The sequence below is a fragment of the Methylobacterium sp. genome (genome assembly GCF_019745455.1).
Classification (GTDB): domain Bacteria; phylum Pseudomonadota; class Alphaproteobacteria; order Rhizobiales; family Beijerinckiaceae; genus Methylobacterium.
The window spans coordinates 40,570-60,141 of sequence record NZ_JAIETD010000041.1; the positions used below are offsets into that span (position 1 = coordinate 40,570).

A 19,572-nucleotide genomic window follows, 5' to 3' on the forward strand; every position below is an offset into this window, starting at 1 on the left:
CCACCATCAAGCGAAGACACGAGCATCCGGCACCACGGAATCGAGGACTCTGGCAGAGGAGAGGACGCCAGGCAGGCCCGCACCCGGATGGGTGCCGGCGCCGACGAGATAGAGGTTGGCGACATCTTCCGACGCGTTGTGCGGCCGGAACCATGCCGATTGCGTCAGCACCGGTTCGAGGCCGAAACCGGAGCCGCGGATGCTGAGGAAGTCGGTGGCGAAATCCTGGGGCGTCGTCACCTTGGAGGTCACCAGGGCCTCCGACAGGCCGGGCAGCAGGGTCGCTTCGAGATGGCGTTCGATGGCCTGGCGGTAGGGCTCCGCCTCGACGCTCCAATCTTGGCCACCATCGAGGTTCGGCACCGGCGAGAGCACGTAGAACGCGTCGCATCCGGGCGGCGCGAGCAGCGGGTCGGTGGCGGTCGGCCGATGCAGGTAGAGGCTGAAATCCTTCGCCAGATGCTTTTTTCGAAAGATGTCGTCGATCAGCCCGCGATAGCGCGGCCCCATCATGATGGTGTGGTGGGCGACGTCCCCGTATTTCCGGTTGGTCCCGAAATACCAGACGAACAGGCCCATGGAGGAATGGGCCTTCTTCAACTTCGACTCGCTCCAGCGCCGACGGCCGGGCGGTAGCAGGTGCTTGTAGGTGAAGGCGGAATCGGCGTTGGAGACCACGATGTCGGCGTCGATCCGCTCGCCGCCGGTGAGGGTCACGCCGCGGGCCTTGCCCGCCTCCACCCGGATCTGCGCCACGTCGGCCCCGCAGCGCAGGGCGCCGCCCTGCCCTTTGATGAGGCCGACGAGGCCGTCCACCAGCCGGCCGGTGCCGCCCAGCGCGAAATGGACGCCCCATCGCCGTTCGAGATGGGCAATCAGGCAGTAGATCGCGCTCGCCCGGAACGGGCTGCCGCCGATGAGGAGCGGGTGGAAACTGAAGATCGTGCGCAGGCGCTCGTCGCGGATGTAGCTGGCCACCACGTCGTAGACGCTGCGATGGCCCTGCAGGCGCAGGAGCGCCGGGGCGATCCGCAGCATGTCGGTGACCTTTCCGAAGGGCACGTGGCCGAGCTGCTCGAAGCCGAGCTCGCAGATCTCGCGGCTGCGCTCCATGAAGCGCTCATAGCCGGCGACATCCTCGGGTGAGAACCGCGCCACCTCGGCCCGCATCGCCGCCTTGTCGCCGCTATAGTCGAAGGTGGCGCCGTCCTCGAAGCGGATGCGGTAGAAGGGCAGCATCGGCGCCAAGGTGACGTCGTCCTCCATCCGCCGGCCGCAGAGCGTCCAGAGCTCCTCGAACAGGAACGGCGCGGTGACGATGGTCGGGCCGGCATCGAAGGTGAAGCCGTCCTGCCGGTGGACGCGTGCCCGGCCGCCTGTCTGATCGAGGCGCTCCAGCACCGTCACGCGGTAGCCCCGGCTTCCGAGGCGGATGGCGGCGGCGAGCCCGCCGAACCCGCTGCCGATCACCACGGCATGGGGCTTGGTCCGGGGCGACGTCTGGGCGGAGGGCATGTCGGCGAGTGTCAACATAAGCTGACACTATCAGTGTCAAATTCCCTGGCGCAAGGGGTGTTTTCGACCGAAAGGCCGATGTGATCACCGCCTACTGAAGATCTGCCGGGTCATGCACTGAAAGGACCCCTGCCCCTCGCGCCGCATTCACGATGACGCCCGCAACCATGTCCGGCGCCTCTTCGTGGGCGAGATGGCCGAGGTTGCGCAGCAGCTCCACCTTGGCGCCGGGAATGCGCTTCTGCACGCTGAAGGCGGTCTCGGGCGCGATCGCCTTGTCGGTCCCGCCAACGATGAGCAGCGTCGGCACCGCGAGGCGCGGCAGGTCGCGGTCGAGGGCGGCGAGGTTCCAGTTCGCCATCATGCCGAGCGCCCCCGCCACATGGCCGGGAAACCGGAACAGGCGGCGGTAGAGGTCGAGGCCCTGAGCGTCGAGGCGCGAGCCGGTGCCGCGGATCAGGCGCTCCACCGCCGGCTGGTCGGCGCTCCATGCGAAGATGCGCGGCGTGACCGGGTTGAGGAACAGCATCCGCGCCAGACTCGGGAACAGCACCGAGGCGAGGCCCGGGAACGGGGCCAAGGCGCCGTTCAGGGCGACGAGGAGGCGCGGGGCCGAACGGCCGTCGAGGCACATCCGCGCCAGGATCGCTGCCCCCGCCGAATGCCCGACCATGATGGCCGGGGCGACGCCGAGCGCGTCGAGAAGGCTCCCGAGCGCAGCGGCCATGCCAGGCAGCGAGAGCCGGCCGGACGGCAGCGGATCGGTGAAGCCGTGGCCCGGCAAGTCGAGGGCGAGGACGTGGAAGTCCTTGGCCAGCAGCGGCGCCAGGGCACGCCAGGAATGGGTCGCCGCGCCCGTGCCGTGGACGAGGAGGAGGGTCGGTGCCTGCTCAGGCCCCATCTCCTGAATGTGCCAGCGCAGGCCGGCCGCCTCGACGAAACGGCTGGCGCTGCGGTTCGGCCAGTCGCCGCCGTCCCGCTCCCAGTTCGGGCGATCGCTCATCGCGCCTCCTCGCCGAGGGCCTTGACGGCGCCGCTGACCTGCCCGGCATCGGCATAGGGCAGGGCGAGGTAGCGGGCATCCATGGCAGCGGCGAGGCGCCGGGCGGATTCCTGCGGCCGAGCCGAAGTGTCGATGAAGATCGCCCGAATGCCGGTGGCGCGGAAGGCGGCGGCGGCGCCCAGCGCATCGGCCCCGGCCTTGGCACGGCCCGGCTCGCCCGAGCGCGCGATATTGGCGCGCCCATCGGTGAGCATCACCAGGACCGGCGTTCCCCCACCGCGCCGGACGCTCAAGGCCACCTGCGTCGCGACGTCGAGGCCGCTGGCCAGCGGCGTGCCGCCTCCGCCCGGCAGCGCGGAGAGGCCGCGTTTCGCCCGGACCAGCGAGCGGGTCGGGGGCAGAACGAGCTCGGCCCCGCTCCCGCGGAAAGCGACGAGGGCGACCTTGTCGCGGCGGATATAGGCCTCGGCGAGCAGGAGCTCGACGGCGCCCTTGGCCTCGGCCAGCCGTTCGAGGGTGGCCGAGCCGGAGGCGTCGACGGCGAAGATCGTGGTCGTCTCGGTGCGCAGCTTGAACCGGGTGAGGCGGATATCCTCGGGCCGCACCTTGATGCGCCGCCCCTCGCCGTCCTGGCGTCTGAGACGCTGCCACGGAGCGGCGGCGCGCAGGGTCTCGACGAGGGCGAGGCGGCCGCTGCGGGGATCGCCGGGGCGCGAGCCCGCCGGACGTCCGCTTCGCGCGGACGCCGCGGCGGCACCGATGCGGCCGGCCTTGGGGGCACGCGGGCGCGGGCCGCCCATGAGCTGCGCCAACAGGCCGGCGGGGATCGCGGCGCGCGCCGCCTCGACCACCCGCTCGTCGAGGGCCGTGGTGGTCTGGTTGTCGCTGTCGGCCGAAGCCTCGCCGTCGGCTGGATCCGGGCCGGATTTCTCTGCGGGCTCCTCCGGCGGCTGTTCGGCGTCCTCTGGCGATGGAGGCAGGCGCGTGGCGCGCGGCGCCAGGACGAGGCGAGCCGCCTCGATCGTGTCGGCCTCCACCGGCGCGTCCCTGCCCCCGAGCCGCCCGGCGATCCGGGCGACGCGGGCGGCCAGCAGCGGCCCACGCAGGGACATCACGCCGAGCGCGGCGGCCACTTGGCACAGGGCGGCGACGGCGTCCTCGCCGGACCCTTCTCCCGTCCCTTCCGCCCTCATCCCGAGGTGCCGTATCGAAGCGGAGGCGTCGAGGGAGCGCATCGGGCCCTGGAGCCCTCCTTCGAGGCCCGCTGACGCGGGCACCTCGGGATGAGGTGGCGATCGGGACAAATGTGCCGGACTGCTAGCCCTGTCGGAAGAGTGGACGTGAGTATCCCGCCAGCTCACCGCCGTGAGATCGATCCGGAACGCCAGCCGTTCCGCCAGCACCTCCGGCGCCCGCTCGTCCTCGCCGATGCCTTCGTCGAGAAGGATGAGCCCGAATCGGGCGGCGCGGGTTTCGGCGAGGCCTTCGCGCTCCACCCGCACGGTTCCGGTATCGAGGGCGGCGGCGAGGCGCGCGGCGGTGCCGGCGGGCAGGCGCTCGGCCATGGGAACGACGACCAGGCCGCCATCGGCCTCGGCGAGCAACCCGCGCTGCGATACCGGTCGGCCGGCGCTCAGGGTCGCGGCGAGGTCGAGCCCGCCGATCAGCCGGTCGTCGGCGATGCCGCCGGGCAGTTTTCGCCATGGCGCGTCGCGAGGAAAGGCGTCGCGCAGGGTTTGGAGCCAGGCATCCCGCACGGGCCCCGCTCCCGCCCGAACCAGCACGCCGCCGCAGCCATGGGGATCTTCCGCGACGAGGCGGGCGACGCGCAGGGCGTCGTGCCAGGGATCGCTCATCGAGGAGCCGTCCCCCTCACGGCCCGAACACCTCGGCGACAGCCTTCGCCACCCGCGCGGTCGAGCCCGATTCGTCGAGGGGGTTGCGGCGCAGGCGGTGCCTCAAGGCGGAGGGCGCGATGCGGGTGAGATGGTCGATCCCCACCGTCCCGGCGCCCTCGAAGGCCGCGAGCGCGCGGGCCGTGCGCATCAGGGTGAGCTCGCCGCGCAACCCGTCGGTTCCCAGCGTGAGGCAGAGGCGGGCGGCCGCCTCCAGGGTCTCGTCCGGGACGGTGAGGGTGGCCAGGCGCGTACGGGCGGCGGTGAGCTGCTTGCGGATGGCGCCGTCCGCCTTCTCGTAGGCGGCGCAGAACCCGGCCGGGTCGCGCTCGTAGGCATCGCGGCGGCGCACGACGTCGATGCGGGTCGGGAGATCGGTCGGCGTCGTCACCTCGACGGCGAGGCCGAAGCGGTCGAGGAGCTGGGGCCGCAGTTCCCCCTCCTCCGGGTTGCCGGAGCCGACGAGGACGAAGCGGGCGGGATGGCGCACGCTCAATCCCTCGCGCTCGACGGTATTGATTCCCGAAGCCGCCACGTCGAGGAGCAGGTCGACGAGGTGGTCGTCGAGGAGGTTGACCTCGTCGATATAGAGAAAGCCGCGATTGGCCCGCGCCAGCAGCCCGGGCTCGAACGCCTTCTCGCCGAGCGTCAGGGCGCGCTCGAGGTCGAGGGCGCCGACGACCCGGTCCTCGGTGGCGCCGAGCGGCAGGTCGATGACGGGGACGGGGACGAGGTGCGAGACGCGCTTGCCCGCTGCCATCGCACAATGGGGACAGCCCTCCGCCGGCTTGGCGGGATCGCAGGAATAGGGGCAGCCGACCACCGCCTTCATCTTCGGCAGCAGGGCAGCCAGCCCTCGGATCGCGGTGGATTTGCCGGTGCCGCGGTCGCCGAACACCAGGACGCCGCCGACGGATGGGTCGACGGCGGCGATCAGCAGCGCGCGGCGCATCTCGTCCTGTCCGACGATGGCCGAGAAGGGGAAGGTGGTCACGCTGATGCGAATGCTCTTGAACGGGTCGGGGATGCCGGGCGGCCGCCTCTGCATAGCCTTCTCCCCTCCGCGGGAGAAGGTGGCCCGCGAAGCGGGTCGGATGAGGGGAGCACTGCCTTCTTCGGAGCGGTCGCGATCCCCTCTCCCGCCTCGCATCCGCGAGGCACCCTCCCCCGCAGAGGGGGGAGGGTTCTGATCATTCCGCCGCCGCGCGCTGCACGCCCATCCGGCCCCAGATCGCCGAGAGCGCGCCCACGAGGTGCTCGATATCGGCGTCGCTGTGCAGCGGAGATGGGGTGATGCGCAGGCGCTCGGTGCCGCGCGGAACCGTCGGATAGTTGATCGGCTGGACGTAGATGCCGAACTCGTCGAGCAGCGTGTCGGAGATCGCCTTGCACAGCACGGGATCGCCGACCATCACCGGCACGATGTGGCTGTCGTTCGGCAGGTAGGGGATGTCGGCTGCGTCGAGGCGTGCCCTCACCTGCGCGACCCGCTCCTGATGCCGGGCGCGCTCGGTGCCGCTCTGCTTGAGGTGGCGGATGCTTGCCGCGGCACCGGCAGCCACGGCCGGGGGCAGCGAGGTCGTGAAGATGAAGCCCGAGGCGAAGCTGCGGACGAAGTCGCAGAGCTTGGTCGAACCCGTGATGTAGCCGCCATGGACGGCGAAAGCCTTGCCGAGGGTGCCCTCGATGACGTCGAGACGGTGGGCGAGGCCCTCGCGTTCGGAGATGCCGCCGCCGCGTGTCCCGTAGAGGCCGACCGCATGGACCTCGTCGAGATAGGTGAGCGCGCCGTGCGCTTCCGCCACGTCGCAGATCTCGGCGATGGGGGCGATGTCGCCATCCATCGAGTAGACCGATTCGAAGGCGACGAGCTTCGGCCGTGACGGATCGATCAGGCGGAGCTTGCGGTCGAGATCCTCCGGGTCGTTGTGGCGGAAGATGTGGCGCTCGGCCCTGGAGGCCTTGATGCCCTCGATCATCGAGGCATGATTGCCCTCGTCCGAGAGCACGACGCAGCCGGGGAGCTTGCCCGCGAGGGTGCCGAGCGCCGCCCAGTTCGAGACGTAGCCCGAGGTGAAAAGGAGCGCCGCCTCCTTGCGGTGGAGGTCGGCGAGCTCCTGCTCGAGCAGCACGTGGTAATGGTTGGTGCCCGAGATGTTGCGGGTGCCGCCTGCCCCGGCGCCGCAGCGGTCGAGCGCCTCGTGCATGGCGCCGAGCACCACCGGGTTCTGGCCCATGCCGAGATAGTCGTTGGAGCACCAGACGGTGACGGGACGCTCGCCACCTGGGGCGTGATGGGTCGCGTGAGGGAACCGGCCATTGTGACGTTCGAGATCGGTGAAGACCCGGTAGCGGCCCTCGCGGTGCAGGCCATCCAGTGCGTCACCGAAGAATGTCTCGTAGTTCATGGCATTCCCTTCCCCACCGAGCGGCTGTTTGTGTCAACCTAGCTTGACGCTATTCGATGACAATAATTCCAGAACTCGATTTTGCCAGCACTTTTTTGCCCGACCTGAAAAAGGCCTGCGGGCGCGGTGCACAAGCGGCGAAATTCTACGGGACGTCGCGGGAGGCGAGGGGAGCGGCCTCGGAGGACGACGGCGTCGCCTTGGCAGCCGGAAGGCTCCAGTTCCACAGGGCAGCGGCCGGCAGCGGCAGCATGAGGAACCAATGCTCCAGGGTGGCGAGCGCCACCATCGTGGTCAGGATGGTGAGGCCCACGACCTCGTGCGGCATGGCGAGGTCATCCAGGGCGGCGATCCCGATCGCTACGGTGAGCGCCGTACCGACGCTCACGGACACCGGGAACAGCAGATTCATCGGCTTACGTGTCAGGAAGCAGGACAGGTAACTCAGGTGCGCCGGCAGGAATTCGGCGTTGAGGTTGCGGACCCCAAGGAACATGTTGAGCCGCGCCGAGAGGTTCATCCCCCACAGGACGAGGTAGGTCCAGAGCGCGAATCGGTTGGGCTCGTCCCAGGTCATGCCCAGGATCGCGAGCGCCCCGGCGACGATCGCTGCCTCGTGCCACAGGCTCGTGGCCGCCGCCGCCCGGAACTTGGCAAAGCCCCGCGTGCCCGGCGGGCATCCGGTGGTGCGCGGGCCGGAGACGAAGCCCATATAGTAGCTCATCTCCTGCCAGCCCCAGACCAGCAGCGCGCCGGTGAAGGCGATGTAGGCCCCGGTCTCGCTCGCGTCGGATGCGCTCTTGGCGATGGCCCAGATGGCCCCGGCGAGCACCACGGTCGCCGCCGCCATGCTCCACGGGTGGGTATGCCGCGGCTTGAGGTCGAGGAGCAGGATCAGGCCGGTGGAGAACCACCAGACCACGATCGCGTAGAGCGCCGGGACCGCATAGGCGCCCACGCTACCAGACCGGCTCGAGGCGGATCTCGGCGGGCATCGGGTTGTCGATGGTGGGGATGGCGTAGAGCCGCACGAAGTTGATCGCCGAGGCCGCGATCCAGGCGCCGTGCTTGATCTTGCCGACGATCCCGCCCTGCGCCTTGGCGTCGGCGATGCCGTTCGAGCAGGCCAGCAGCCGGTCCAAAGCCGCCTTGAACCGCGGATTGTCGAGGTCGAGCGTCAGGGGGAACGTCTGCTTCGAGATGTCGGACGTGATCTGGAAGACCTTGAAGTCGTACTCCGTCGGATCGACGCCGAGCGCCTTGTGGAAATGCGGCCGGCAATGGTCGCGCACATACATCGTCGCGAAGACCGCGAGCAGGAAGAACTTGATCCAGTAGCGGTTGACGCCCGTCGTCAGCTTCGGGTTCGCCCGCATCAGCAGGGCGAAGGCCTCGCCGTGGCGGAACTCGTCGTTGCACCACTTCTCGAACCACTTGAAGATCGGGTGGAAGCGCTTGTCCGGGTTCTTCTCGAGCTCGCGGAAGATCGTGATGTAGCGGGCGTAGCCGATCTTCTCGGAGAGGTAGGTCGCGTAGAAGATGAATTTCGGCCGGAAGAAGGTGTACTTCTTCGACTTGGTGAGAAATCCGAGGTCGACGCCGATGCCGAAATCCTTGAGCACGTCGTTGATGAAGCCGGCATGGCGTGCCTCGTCGCGGCTCATGAGGCCGAACAGCTCGCGGATATCGGGGTTCTTGGCCCGTTTGCGCATCTCGGCATAGAGCACGCAGCCCGAGAACTCGGCGGTGATCGACGAGACCAGGAAGTCCATGAACTCCTTGCGCAGATCCGGATCGAGGCCCGACATGTCGATGTCGAACTCCTCGTTGCGGATGAAGTGGCGCTTGTTCGGATCGGCCTTCAGCTCGGCGATGAGAATGTCCCATTGCTCGCGTACGGGCTCGACATCGGTGCGGTCGAGCTCGACGAAATCGGTGGTGTAGAAGCGCGGGGACAGGAAGGTCGTCTCCTGCGCGGCCTTGGTGCCCTCGTTGAGCGGGTACTTCGGCTGAGCCCCCTTGGATGTCTGATGCTGGATCGAGACGTTCACAGGCGCCTCCTCTCTGAAAAGCTGACTTCGTAAAGCTCGGTGAGTTCGAGATGGCCGGCGAGCTTGGTCCAGATCCGCTCGATCGGTCCGGCCCGCGTCACGGTGGCCTTGCGCGCGACGACGAGGCGCTCGCCATACGGGACCGAGGTCGGGGAATCGTGGACCTGGACCTCGTCACCGGGTTCGATCTCGAAGGCGGCATCGAGGGTGACGTGAGCATGAAGGCTCTCGGGCGTCTGCTCGATCTCGACGGTGCAGGGCACCTCGACGGTGCGCCGCCCGAGCGCCATGGCCCAACCGATCATCGCACCACCCCCGCATCCGCAGGCATCAGCCGGGCAAAGGCCTGTGCGTTGGTGGAGCCGAAGGCCCCGAGATTGACCTTGCGGCCGGTGACCACGTCGTCGAGTTCGAGGCTGCCGTCGTCGTAGCGGGTCAGGCGGAACGGCTTCTCACGGGTCAAGCCTTCCCGGAGACGCGACTGCGCGAAGCCCCGCAGGGTCGCGCGGATGAAATTGTCCTGCCCCGGCTCGACGCGGGCGAGGAGCGCGCCGCTGCGGTCGTCGCGGATCGTGATGGAGCCGTCGTCCTGATCGTCGGCGCGGATCTCCACGGCCTTGACCACCTGGGCCGGCGGCATCGCCGTGAGGCCGACGCCGCCCTCGCGGCCGACCGCCACCGCCAGCACCGTGAAACCGATCAGCCCTGCCGCTCCCATCAGGAGCAGGCGGGGAATCGGGCCAGCCTCGGCCCCGTCCTTCATCGGACCCTCTCCCTAGCTCGCGGCGGCGAGGCGCGGTGGACGGGACGCGCCGCGGTGGCGCGAGACGATCACCGGGCTTACCGCCTCTTCTTGTTGTTCCAGCGAGGCGGCGATGGCCCTGCCTAAGATCGCCGCCACGGTCCCGGCATCCGGGATCGCGCGCAGCATCGGCTCGGGCCGGCTGACATGCCAGGGCCGCGCGTGCGGCCAGAGGTGAAGGTAGGCCACTCGGTTGCCAGAACGCAACCGGATCGGGAGATCGCCGCTGCCGTCGCGGAACCGGCGCAGGCCGGCGGTCTCGATGAGGGCAAAGGGCAGGTTCAGGGTCATCGGCAGGGCGATGCCGACGCGCATGACGACCCGCCGGTTCGTGATCGTGTAGGTGGTGGTGCGGACCGACAGCCAGCCGATCAGGGCGAGGAGCGCGATGGCGCCGGCGCCGAGCCCCAGGGTCGGGCCGACGGTGATCGCCGCCCCCACGAGATCGCCTGCGGCGATGTACGGCAGGCCGGCGAAGGCGGCGAGGCCGGCGAACCAGGCGGCGACGAGCCCGACATGGAGCGCCCGGAAGGTGATTCCGAAGGCGCAGGGCCGGCCTTGCCAGAGGATGTGCTCGCCAGCCGGCAGGGGACCCGGCAGGCCGGGCGGTGCGTCGAAGGCGTTCGGGGGCAGGCTCACCGATTTGCTCACAGGATCGCCTCCTGGCGGTAGGGGGTGGCGTAGAGGGTGCCGGCGCCGAAGAACGCCATGATCCGCTCCTCCTCGTAGAGGGTCACCGAATCGGGATCCTTGGTGCCGGGGATGTCGGCGAATTGATGCGCCAGCAAAGCTTCCGTCTGAACGACGCCCGTGAACAGCGCGAGCTTGCAGAAGGTGTTGGGCATCAGCACGCGGCGGCCGCCCTCGGCGAGTTCGACCTCGTAGTAGCGGATCATCGATTCGCCGCGGTCGACCCAGAGGTCCGCCACCGTACCGGCGACCTTGCGGTCGGCGCCGACGACCTCGCGGCCGATCGGGTTCGGGCCGGATTCATGGACGACGAAGTGGTGGGCGACCCGCAGCGGAACGATGCGGTACTCGCCGTCCCAGGTGCGGTCGTGATGGTCGTCGCGGTCCACATAGGCGCCGGGACCGATCGCGTCGTGCATCCCGTCGCCCTCGGGCTCCATCGGCGCGCCGGGCCAGATCTCGCGCTTGTAGCCCTTGTAGTTCCGAGCCGGCTGCGTGTCGGTCTGCGGCGCAGACTTCACCTCGCCATTGGAAAGGTAGAAGAATTTCGGATCCGGGATCAGGATCGGGTCGGGGCGCTTCAGGCGGCCCGCGACCTCGTTCTCGAGGGGATAACCCTCGCGGCGGTCCTCGCGGCGCAGGTAGAAGACGAGGCCCGCGAAGAAGATCCAGAACGCGTACAGGACGACCTGCGCCACGTCGATGTAGCCGGTCAATTCACCTCTTGGCATCGGATTTCCTCCTGGCTCTCTCGGACACGGACCCGAAAAGTGGACGCCACTTTTTGGAAAAGTTGCTGCTGAACCTGATCATCAGCGTGATGGATTCGGGTGGGCCGCGGCCAGGGCGAGTGCCCCCGGCCGGCGGGCGGCGTGATCCCGCACCAGCGGGCCGATCGCCACGAGGGTCGCGAAAAGCAGAGCGATCTCGATGTGGTAGACCACCAGGTAGCCGGTGGCCGGATCGTTCAGGGCCTCGCCGAGCGCCCCCGAGAGGGCGAGATGCGAGGTGACGTCGCGCAGGATGCCGCTCGCCGCGATGGCGACGCCGGCGGCACTCGCCTGCACCGCGCCCCAGGCGCCCAGCGCGAGGCCGATCTCCTCCGGCCCGGCCTTCGCCATCGAGGCGGTGAGCGTGCCGTGGGCGAAGAGCCCGCCGCCGAGGCCGATCAGCAGGACGCCGGACGCGAAGAGCTGTGCCGAAAAGAGCGGAGCGGCGAAGACCACCGCCGAGAACGCCGCGATACCGACCACCGCGCCGGAGGCGGCGACACGGAATGGGTCCCCTCCCCGGTTGAGCCAGCGTGCCGCCAGGTAGAGGCCGATGCCGCCGCCCAGGGCCAGCAGCGCGGTGAGCGCCGTGGTCGCCGCGACCGGCAGGCGCAGGATCTGGCCGCCATAGGGTTCGAGGAGGATGTCCTGCATCGAGAAGGCGGCAGTGCCGAGCCCGGTGGCCACGAGGCGACGGCGGGCGAGGCCGCTGCCCGCATAGGCCGCCCAGGATTCCGAGAAGGCCGGGCGCGGCGCGGACCTCGCCGTCCGCGAGGGATCGCGCGGCTCCTGCTTCCACAGGGCGATGCCGTTGAGCACCAGGGTGACGAGGGCCGCGCCCTGGATCACCTGGATCAGCCGCACGGGCGAGAAATTGGCGAGGGCAAGGCCGAAGACGACGGCGCTCACCACCATCCCGACGAGCAGCATGGCGCAAAGGAGCGCGACCACCTTGGGACGGGCATGGGCGGGGGCGAGGTCGGTGGCGAGGGCGAGGCCCACCGTCTGCGTGGTGTGGAGCCCCGCTCCGACCATGACGAAAGCGAGCGCCGCCGCCACATGGCCCGGCCAGGCCGGTCCGGTGGTGTCGCCCGACAGGATCAGCAGCGAGAACGGCATGATCGCGAGGCCGCCGAATTGCAGCAGCGTTCCGAACCAGATGTAGGGAACCCGCCGCCAGCCGAGCATCGAGCGATGGGTGTCGGACTTGAAGCCGACGAGCGCCCGCAAGGGTGCGAAGACGAGCGGCAGCGACAGCATCACGGCGACGATCCAGGCCGGCACGTCGAGCTCGACGATCATCACCCGGTTGAGCGTGCCGATGAGCAGCACCGCGGCCATGCCGACGGTCACCTGGAAGAGGGCCAGACGCAGGAGCCGGCCCATCGGCAACTCGGCAGTCGCCGCGTCCGCGAAGGGCAGGATGCCGGGGCCGAGCCGCATCAGGGCACGGGTGATGGGAGCGCCGATGCTCATTGCGCGCGCTCTCCTCCCTTCGGCCAGGAAGGGGTGACACGCTTCAGCTCGATCGCGTTCGACAGGTAGAAGCCGCTATTGACCCGGTGCGTCCGCCCGACCGTGAAGCCGTTCAGGACGGCCTCCTGGCCGATCCGCCGGCGCAGCGCGCCCTCGGTGATGGGCACGATCGCGGGCGCCCGGTCGGCCTTTGGGAAGAGCTTGCCCGCCGCGTGCATCACCGTGAGGAGCGCGGTGCGCGGCGCCACCGTGAACACCACCGAGCCGTCGGTGCGCAGGCCGAGCTCGGCGAGCGCCCGCGCGATGTCGGCGGCGTTGTAGTGGATCAGCGAATCCATCGCGACGATGTGGTCGAAGCGGCCGAGCCAGGGATCGAGCATGTCGCCGACCCGGAAATCGACGCGGCCCGGTCCCAGGATCGCGTCGGCCCGCTCCTTGGCGAGGCCGACCAGGGTCGGGGAGACGTCGATCGCCACCACCTCGGCGCCGCGCTGGGCCGCCTCGATGCTGAGCGCGCCGGTGCCGCAGCCGGCGTCCAAGATGCGCAGGCCGGTGAGGTCGGCGGGCAGCCAGGACAGCAGGGTCGAGCGCATCGTGTCGCGCCCGGCCCGCACAGTGGCGCGGATCTTGGAGACCGGGGCGTCGGAGGTGAGCCGCGCCCAGGCATCGGCCGCGGTGCGGTCGAAATAGGTGGTGAGCTGCGTGCGCCGCTCGGCGTAGGAGGCGGTGGTCATGGTGTCGTCTCCGCTCAATCGAAGCCGAGGAATTCGAACAGGTCGCGGTCCTTCATCGGCATCGCCGAGAGCGGCTTGCCGCCGGCCCAAAGATGGGCGGCGAGGCGCATGTACTCGTCCGTCACCGCGATCAGCTCCGGCGTCGGCTCCATCTCGAACAGGGTCGACTTCTTGAGGCGCGAGCGCCGGACCACGTCGAGGTCGGGGAAGTGGGCGATCCGCTCCAGGCCGACGGCCGCGTTGAAGCGATCGATCTCGTCGGTCTTGGCCGAGCGGTTGGCGATGACGCCACCGAGCCGGACCGGATAGTTCTTCGATTTCGAGTGGATCGCGGCGACGATGCGGTTCATCGCGAAGATCGAGTCGAAGTCGTTGGCGGTGACGATCAGCGCCTGGTCGGCGTGCTGGAGCGGCGAGGCGAAGCCGCCGCAGACGACGTCGCCGAGGACGTCGAAGATGACGACGTCGGTGTCCTCGAGAAGGTGATGCTCCTTGAGGAGCTTCACCGTCTGGCCGACGACGTAGCCGCCGCACCCGGTTCCTGCGGGGGGGCCGCCGGCCTCGACGCACATGACGCCGTTATAGCCTTCGGCCACGAAGTCCTCGACGCGCAGCTCCTCGGAGTGAAACTGCACCGCCTCCAGGGCATCGATGACGGTGGGCGCGAGGCGCTTCGTCAGCGTGAAGGTCGAATCGTGCTTCGGATCGCAGCCGATCTGCAGCACGCGCTTGCCGAGCTTCGAGAAGGCCACCGACAGGTTCGACGAGGTCGTCGACTTGCCGATGCCACCCTTGCCGTAAACGGCGAAGACCTTGGCGGTTCCGATCTTGAGGGTGGGGTCGAGCTCGACCTGGACGCTGCCTTCCGGCTGGCGACTCGCGATGGGATTCCGGATCGCGATGTTCATGCGGCCACTCCTGTTGTGATGCCTTCGACACGGTCTTCGAGTTCCTCCTCGGCACGGTCGAGCGCGTCTCGCGTCTCCGCATCGGGGGTCCAAAAGCCGCGCTGGTGCGCTTCGATGAGCCGCTGCGCGACCTTGGCCGACGCCGTGGGGTTGAGGGCCGCCATCCGTTCCCGCATCTCGGGGTCGAGGACGTAGGTCTCGGTGATGCGCTGGTAGACCCAGGGCGCGACGGCGTTGGAGGTCGCCGACCAGCCCATGGTGTTGGTGAGATGCGCCTCGATCTGGCGCACGCCCTCGTAGCCGTGGCCCAGCATGCCCTCGGTCCATTTCGGGTTGAGCATGCGGGTGCGGGTCTCGAGCGAGACCTGCTCCTCGAGGGAGCGGACCTTGCCCTCGCCGCGGGTCTGGTCGCTGATGAAGATCGGCACGGCCTCGCCCTTGGCTTTCGCCACCGCCCGGCCCATTCCGCCCAGACCGTCGAAGTAATGGTCGACGGATGTGACGCCGACCTCGACCGAGTCGAGGTTCTGGTAGGCCAGGTCGACCTTGGCGAGCACGCTCGCCATCAGGGCCCGCTGCGCCGCCGGCTTGCCGTTGCGGCCATACGCGAAGGACTTGCGGCGCGAGAAGGTCTCGGAGATCTCGTCCTCGTCCTCCCAGCGGCCGGATTCGACGAGGCTGTTGACGTTGGCGCCGTAGGTGCCCTCGGCGTTCGAGAAGACCCGGAGCGCCGCCGTCTCGATGTCGATGCCGTGCTCGACCATGTGCGCGAGGGTGTGCTTGCGGACGAAGTTCTGCTCAGCCGGCTCGTCCGCGATCGCGGCGAGATAGGAGGCTTCGGCGAGAAGCTTCGTTTGCAAGGGCAGGAGATCGCGAAAGATGCCCGAGAGGGTCACGACCACGTCGATGCGCGGACGGCCGAGCGTCTCCAGGGGGATCAGGCTGGCGCCGCAGAGGCGGCCGTAGCCGTCGAAGCGCGGCGCGGCGCCGATCAGCGCGAGAGCCTGGGCGATCGGGCCGCCCTCGCTCTTGAGGTTGTCGGTGCCCCACAGGACGAGCGCGATGCTCTCGGGGACCGGCGCGCCCTCGTCGCGGTAGCGGGCGAGGAGCCTGGCGACCTGGCGGGTGCCGTCGGCCACCGCAAAGGCGGAGGGCAGGCGGTAGGGATCGAAGCCGTGGAGGTTGCGGCCGGTCGGCAGCACCGCGGGGTTGCGCAGGAGGTCGCCGCCGGCCACCGGCGCGATGAAGCGGCCGTCGAGGGCCCGCAGCAAGGCCGGGATCTCGTAGTCCTCGGCGAGCAGCCCGTCCGTCTCGCGCAAGGAAGCGAAGGCAGCCCGATGGGTCTCGTCGAGGGGCAGGCCGGCGGCAGCCAAAGCCGCATCGATCGACTCGCCGGAGACGAGCGACGCGATTCCGGCCCGCTCCGGAATGAGGCCATGGGAGGCCTCCGCCAGGGCGAGCAGAAGGTCGATCCGCTCCTCGGGCGGCGTGCCCTGCCCGACCACGTGCATACCGTGCGGGATCAGGGTGTGTTCGAGTTCGGACACGGCGAGGCCGAGGGAGAGCACCTTCGGCGCCAAATCGTCGGCCCAGATCGGCTCCGCCGGGACGAGGTCGAGGGCGCCGGCCTGGCTCTGGATCAGCTCGGCGAGATCCTTGCGCTCGGCTTCCGCCTCGGGCTCCAGGGAGCGCCAGCGCTCGATCGAGGCCTTGAGGTCGATCAGCCCGCGATAGAGGCCGGCCTGGGCGAGGCTCGGGGTCAGGTAGCTCACCAGGGTCGCGGCCGAGCGGCGCTTGGCGATCATGCCCTCGGAGGGGTTGTTGGCGGCGTAGAGGTAGAGGTTCGGCAGGGCTCCGATCAGGCGCTCCGGCCAGCAGGCATCGGACAGGCCGGTCTGCTTGCCCGGCATGAATTCGAGTGCGCCGTGGGTGCCGAAATGCAGCACCGCATCGGCGCCGAAATCCTCGCGCAGGTAGCGGTAGAAGGCCGAGAAGGCGTGAGTCGGGGCAAAGCCCCGCTCGAACAGGAGCCGCATCGGGTCGCCCTCGTAGCCGAAGCCCGGCTGCACGCCGACGAAGACGTTGCCGAGCTGGGCTCCGAGCACGAACAGGCTCGACCCGTTGCTGTTCTGGCGGCCCGGGGCCGGACCCCATTGCGCCTCGATCTCGGCGAGGTGGCGCTCGCGCCGGACATGGTCGTCGGCGGCGATGCGGTGATGGACGTTGGCCGGCATCCCGTACCGGGCGGAGTTCCCGGCGAGCACGGCGTTGCGCAGGTCGTCGACCGTGGCCGGAACCTCGACCGAATAGCCCTCCGCCTTCATGGCCTTGAGGGTGTTGTGGAGCGATTGATAAACCGACAGGAACGCCGCGGTGCCGATGCTGCCGGCATTCGGCGGGAAGCCGAAGAGAACGATCGCGACCTTGCGCTCGGCTCTGTCCTTCCGGCGCAGCGAGACCAGGCGCTCGACACGGGCGGCGAGCATGTCGGCCCGTTCCGGATGGACGCGCATGTCGCGGGCGCTGTCGCCGAGGGAGCGTGAGGAGCGGCCGCCATAGACCATCGGCGCGGTGGCGCCGTCGAGCTCGGGGATCGCCACCATCATGGTGGCTTCGACCGGCGAGAGGCCGCGGTCGGAGCCTTCCCACTGCTCCAGGGTCTGGAACTCGAGTGCGTGGGCGGCGAGGTAGGGAACGTCGAGCTCGGCCAGAACCTTCTCGGCCGCCGCGGCGTCGTTATAGGCGGGGCCGCCGACGAGGGAGAACCCGGTGAGCGAGACGATGGCGTCCACCGCCGGGCGCCCGTCGCGGCGGAAGAAGGCATCCACCGCGGACCGGTTGTCGAGCCCGCAGGCGAAGGCCGGGACGACGGCGAGGCCACGGGCCTCAAGGCAGGCGATGACGCCGTCATAGTGAGCGGTGTTTCCGGCCAGCACGTAGGAGCGCATCACCAGGAGGCCGACCCGCCCCTTCGCGGGTCCTGCCGGCAGCGGCAGCTTGGCGGTGTTCTCGCCGATGCGGTCGGCCATGCGGGGATGGTAGAGGCCGGTCTCGGGATAGCTCAGCGGTGCCGGGGCCGCGGCGATCTCGCGCCAGGCGAGGCGCGGGCCGGCGGCGTAGCGACTGACGAGGAAGCGCACGAGGTTGGCGATGTTCTCGTCCGAGCCCGAGAGCCAGTATTGCAGGGTGAGGAAATAGGCCCGCACGTCCTGCGCCGCGCCGGGGATGAAGCGCAGGATCTTCGGCAGCTTGCGGATCATCGCCATCTGGCGGGCGCCGTTGCTCTGGGCGCCGGGCTTGCCGCGCAGCTTCTTCAGGAAGTCGAGGGCGCCCCGCTTCGAGCCGTCCATATTGAGGCGGTTCAGTCGGGTCGTCTTCACAACATCGCCGGCCGAGAGGCAGCCGATCATCGCGTCGCAATGCGGACGTCGGTCGAGGAGCGCCGGCAGGATCGCCCGGACATGCTCGTCCATGAACAGCATGGTCGAGAGCACGATATCGGCGCGGGCGATGTCGGCCTTGCACTCGGCGAGGGCCCCGGCATTGGTGTCCCACTCCGCGGCGGCGTGGAAGTCGAGGCAGAGGCCGGGGAGCTCGGCGCGAAGGCGCTGGCGGGCGCGCTCGAGGGCACTCGCCATATGGTTGTCCATCGTCACGATGACGATGCGGAGCGTCGGGCGCTCAGCGGCCGAAATGCGCTTTGGCATCGTACAATGTCTCGACGGTGATGAGGGAGAGTGCGCGCTCGCGGGCGAAGCGCTCGGTGTTCGCGCGGGCCTTGCCGCGCACGAAGAACGGGATCTTCTTGAGTTCCTTTTCGGCGGCGGCGTCCCACAGGAAGACGACGACGGGGTCCTGGTGTGTCTGCGGCGTGTTGGTGTTCTGCGGCGCGGGCGCCGTACTGGCCGGTCCGACCTCGATGGAGGGCGCGGCGAGGGCCGGCCCGTCCTGCGCGGGAGCTGCGGCCGGAGCTCCGCCGTGCCGCCCGAGATGCGAGGGCGCGGCGTCGGCGTGGAACTCGGAATCCTCCCGGAACATGCCGATGAGGTGCTCTTCGAGCCCCATCATCAGGGGATGGACCAGGGTATCGAACAGGACGTTGGCGCCCTCGAAACCCATCTGCGGCGAGTGCCGGGCCGGGAAGTCCTGGACGTGGATCGGGGCGGAGATCACCGCGCAGGGCACGCCGAGGCGCTTGGCGATATGGCGCTCCATCTGCGTGCCGAGGACGAGTTCGGGCTGCGCCGCCTGGATCGCCGCCTCGACGTCGAGGTAGTCGTCCGTGACCGTCGCCTCGATGCCGTGAAGCGCGGCCTCCGCCCTCACCTCGCGTGCGAACTCGCGGGAGTAAGTCCCTAGTCCGACGACCTTGAAGCCGAGTTCGGTAGCGGCGACCCGGGCCATGGCGATCGCATGGGTGGCATCGCCGAAGACGAAGATGCGCTTGCCGGTGAGGTAGGTCGAATCGACCGAGCGCGAGTACCAGGGCAGCCGCGACGGAGCGCCGGCCAGCACCGGCGCCGGATCGATTCCGGCGATCCGCGCCACCTCCTCGACGAACCGAACCGTCGCCTGCACCCCGATTGGCACCGTCTCGACCATCGGCTGGCCGAAGGTCTTCTGAAGGTACTGCGCGGCGGCCTTGGCGGTCTCCGGATAGAGCACGACGTTGAAGTCGGCATCCGGCAGGCGTCCGAGATCGGACGGCGAGGCGCCGAGGGGCGCCACCACGTTGACGTCGATTCCGAGCCGCTCGAGCAGGCTCCGGATCTCGACGAGGTCGTCGCGGTGGCGGAAGCCCAGGGCCGTCGGTCCGAGGATGTTACAAAGGGGGCGCCGACCGTCCGCGCTCTCGCGCTCGATACCTGCCGCGGGCGGCGGTCCAGACAGCGCCCGCACCAGCCGGTAGAAGGTTTCCGAGGCGCCCCAGTTCTCTTTCTTCTGATAGGCCGGCAATTCGAGCGGGATCACCGGGATCGGCAGGGCGAGAGCCTTGGCGAGGCCGCCCGGATCGTCCTGAATGAGTTCGGCCGTGCAGGAAGCGCCGACGATCATTGCCTGCGGCTTGAACCGCTCGTAGGCCGCAGCGACCGCGTCCTTGAAGATCGCGGCGGTGTCCGAGCCGAGGTCGCGGGCCTGGAAGGTCGTATAGGTGACCGGCGGGCGCGCATCGCGCCGCTCGATCATCGTGAAGAGCAGGTCCGCATAGGTGTCGCCCTGGGGGGCATGCAGCACGTAGTGCAGGCCGCGCATGGCGGTGGCGACGCGCATGGCGCCGATATGGGGCGGTCCCTCGTAGGTCCAGACGGTGAGCTGCATG

At 69.4% G+C, this 19,572-nt stretch carries 16 protein-coding genes; all 16 read right to left on the minus strand.

The window, feature by feature from the left end; all coding sequences use genetic code 11:
• Positions 1-6: 6 nt before the first annotated feature.
• Entirely contained in the window at positions 7-1,533 is a 1,527-nt protein-coding gene (locus tag K2Y56_RS09695) for a phytoene desaturase (RefSeq protein ID WP_292507167.1), read from the minus strand.
• 73 nt (positions 1,534-1,606) lie between these two features.
• Complete coding sequence (gene bchO, locus K2Y56_RS09700; protein WP_292507168.1) at positions 1,607-2,518, minus strand: alpha/beta fold hydrolase BchO; 912 nt, start codon at positions 2,516-2,518, stop codon at positions 1,607-1,609.
• Positions 2,515-4,374 (minus strand): magnesium chelatase subunit D, encoded by a 1,860-nt coding sequence (locus K2Y56_RS09705; RefSeq protein WP_292507169.1) that lies wholly within the window; start codon positions 4,372-4,374, stop codon positions 2,515-2,517. The genes bchO and K2Y56_RS09705 overlap by 4 nt, the downstream gene beginning before the upstream one ends.
• A gap of 16 nt (positions 4,375-4,390) precedes the next feature.
• Entirely contained in the window at positions 4,391-5,407 is a 1,017-nt protein-coding gene (gene bchI, locus K2Y56_RS09710) for a magnesium chelatase ATPase subunit I (protein ID WP_292507273.1), read from the minus strand.
• A gap of 196 nt (positions 5,408-5,603) precedes the next feature.
• Positions 5,604-6,821: a 5-aminolevulinate synthase gene (hemA, locus tag K2Y56_RS09715; protein WP_292507170.1), complete on the minus strand. Its 1,218-nt coding sequence runs from the start codon at positions 6,819-6,821 to the stop codon at positions 5,604-5,606.
• A gap of 145 nt (positions 6,822-6,966) precedes the next feature.
• Positions 6,967-7,779: a putative photosynthetic complex assembly protein PuhE gene (gene puhE / locus K2Y56_RS09720; RefSeq protein WP_292507171.1), complete on the minus strand. Its 813-nt coding sequence runs from the start codon at positions 7,777-7,779 to the stop codon at positions 6,967-6,969.
• Position 7,780: 1 nt separating this feature from the next.
• Positions 7,781-8,860: a magnesium-protoporphyrin IX monomethyl ester (oxidative) cyclase gene (acsF, locus tag K2Y56_RS09725; RefSeq protein WP_292507274.1), complete on the minus strand. Its 1,080-nt coding sequence runs from the start codon at positions 8,858-8,860 to the stop codon at positions 7,781-7,783.
• A gap of 8 nt (positions 8,861-8,868) precedes the next feature.
• Positions 8,869-9,177 (minus strand): hypothetical protein, encoded by a 309-nt coding sequence (locus tag K2Y56_RS09730; protein ID WP_292507172.1) that lies wholly within the window; start codon positions 9,175-9,177, stop codon positions 8,869-8,871.
• Positions 9,174-9,635, minus strand: a complete 462-nt coding sequence (puhC, locus tag K2Y56_RS09735; protein ID WP_292507173.1) for a photosynthetic complex assembly protein PuhC — start codon at positions 9,633-9,635, stop codon at positions 9,174-9,176. The genes K2Y56_RS09730 and puhC overlap by 4 nt, the downstream gene beginning before the upstream one ends.
• A 12-nt stretch (positions 9,636-9,647) precedes the next feature.
• Positions 9,648-10,325 carry a photosynthetic complex putative assembly protein PuhB gene (puhB, locus tag K2Y56_RS09740; RefSeq protein WP_292507174.1) on the minus strand — a complete coding sequence of 226 codons (678 nt, stop codon included), beginning with the start codon at positions 10,323-10,325 and terminating at the stop codon, positions 9,648-9,650.
• Positions 10,322-11,095 (minus strand): photosynthetic reaction center subunit H, encoded by a 774-nt coding sequence (gene puhA, locus K2Y56_RS09745; RefSeq protein WP_292507175.1) that lies wholly within the window; start codon positions 11,093-11,095, stop codon positions 10,322-10,324. Before puhA ends, puhB begins: the two co-directional genes overlap by 4 nt.
• 81 nt (positions 11,096-11,176) lie before the next feature.
• Positions 11,177-12,610 (minus strand): BCD family MFS transporter, encoded by a 1,434-nt coding sequence (locus tag K2Y56_RS09750; RefSeq protein WP_292507176.1) that lies wholly within the window; start codon positions 12,608-12,610, stop codon positions 11,177-11,179.
• Complete coding sequence (bchM, locus tag K2Y56_RS09755; protein WP_292507177.1) at positions 12,607-13,344, minus strand: magnesium protoporphyrin IX methyltransferase; 738 nt, start codon at positions 13,342-13,344, stop codon at positions 12,607-12,609. The genes K2Y56_RS09750 and bchM overlap by 4 nt, the downstream gene beginning before the upstream one ends.
• A 14-nt stretch (positions 13,345-13,358) precedes the next feature.
• The gene (gene bchL, locus K2Y56_RS09760; RefSeq protein ID WP_292507178.1) at positions 13,359-14,252 is read right to left on the minus strand and encodes a ferredoxin:protochlorophyllide reductase (ATP-dependent) iron-sulfur ATP-binding protein; all 894 of its coding nucleotides are present in this window, start codon (positions 14,250-14,252) and stop codon (positions 13,359-13,361) included.
• On the minus strand, positions 14,249-17,959 hold the full coding sequence (locus tag K2Y56_RS09765) for a magnesium chelatase subunit H (RefSeq protein ID WP_292507179.1): 3,711 nt from the start codon (positions 17,957-17,959) through the stop codon (positions 14,249-14,251). The genes bchL and K2Y56_RS09765 overlap by 4 nt, the downstream gene beginning before the upstream one ends.
• On the minus strand, positions 17,934-19,571 hold the full coding sequence (bchB, locus tag K2Y56_RS09770) for a ferredoxin:protochlorophyllide reductase (ATP-dependent) subunit B (RefSeq protein WP_292507180.1): 1,638 nt from the start codon (positions 19,569-19,571) through the stop codon (positions 17,934-17,936). Before bchB ends, K2Y56_RS09765 begins: the two co-directional genes overlap by 26 nt.
• Between the last annotated feature and the right edge of the window lies 1 nt (position 19,572).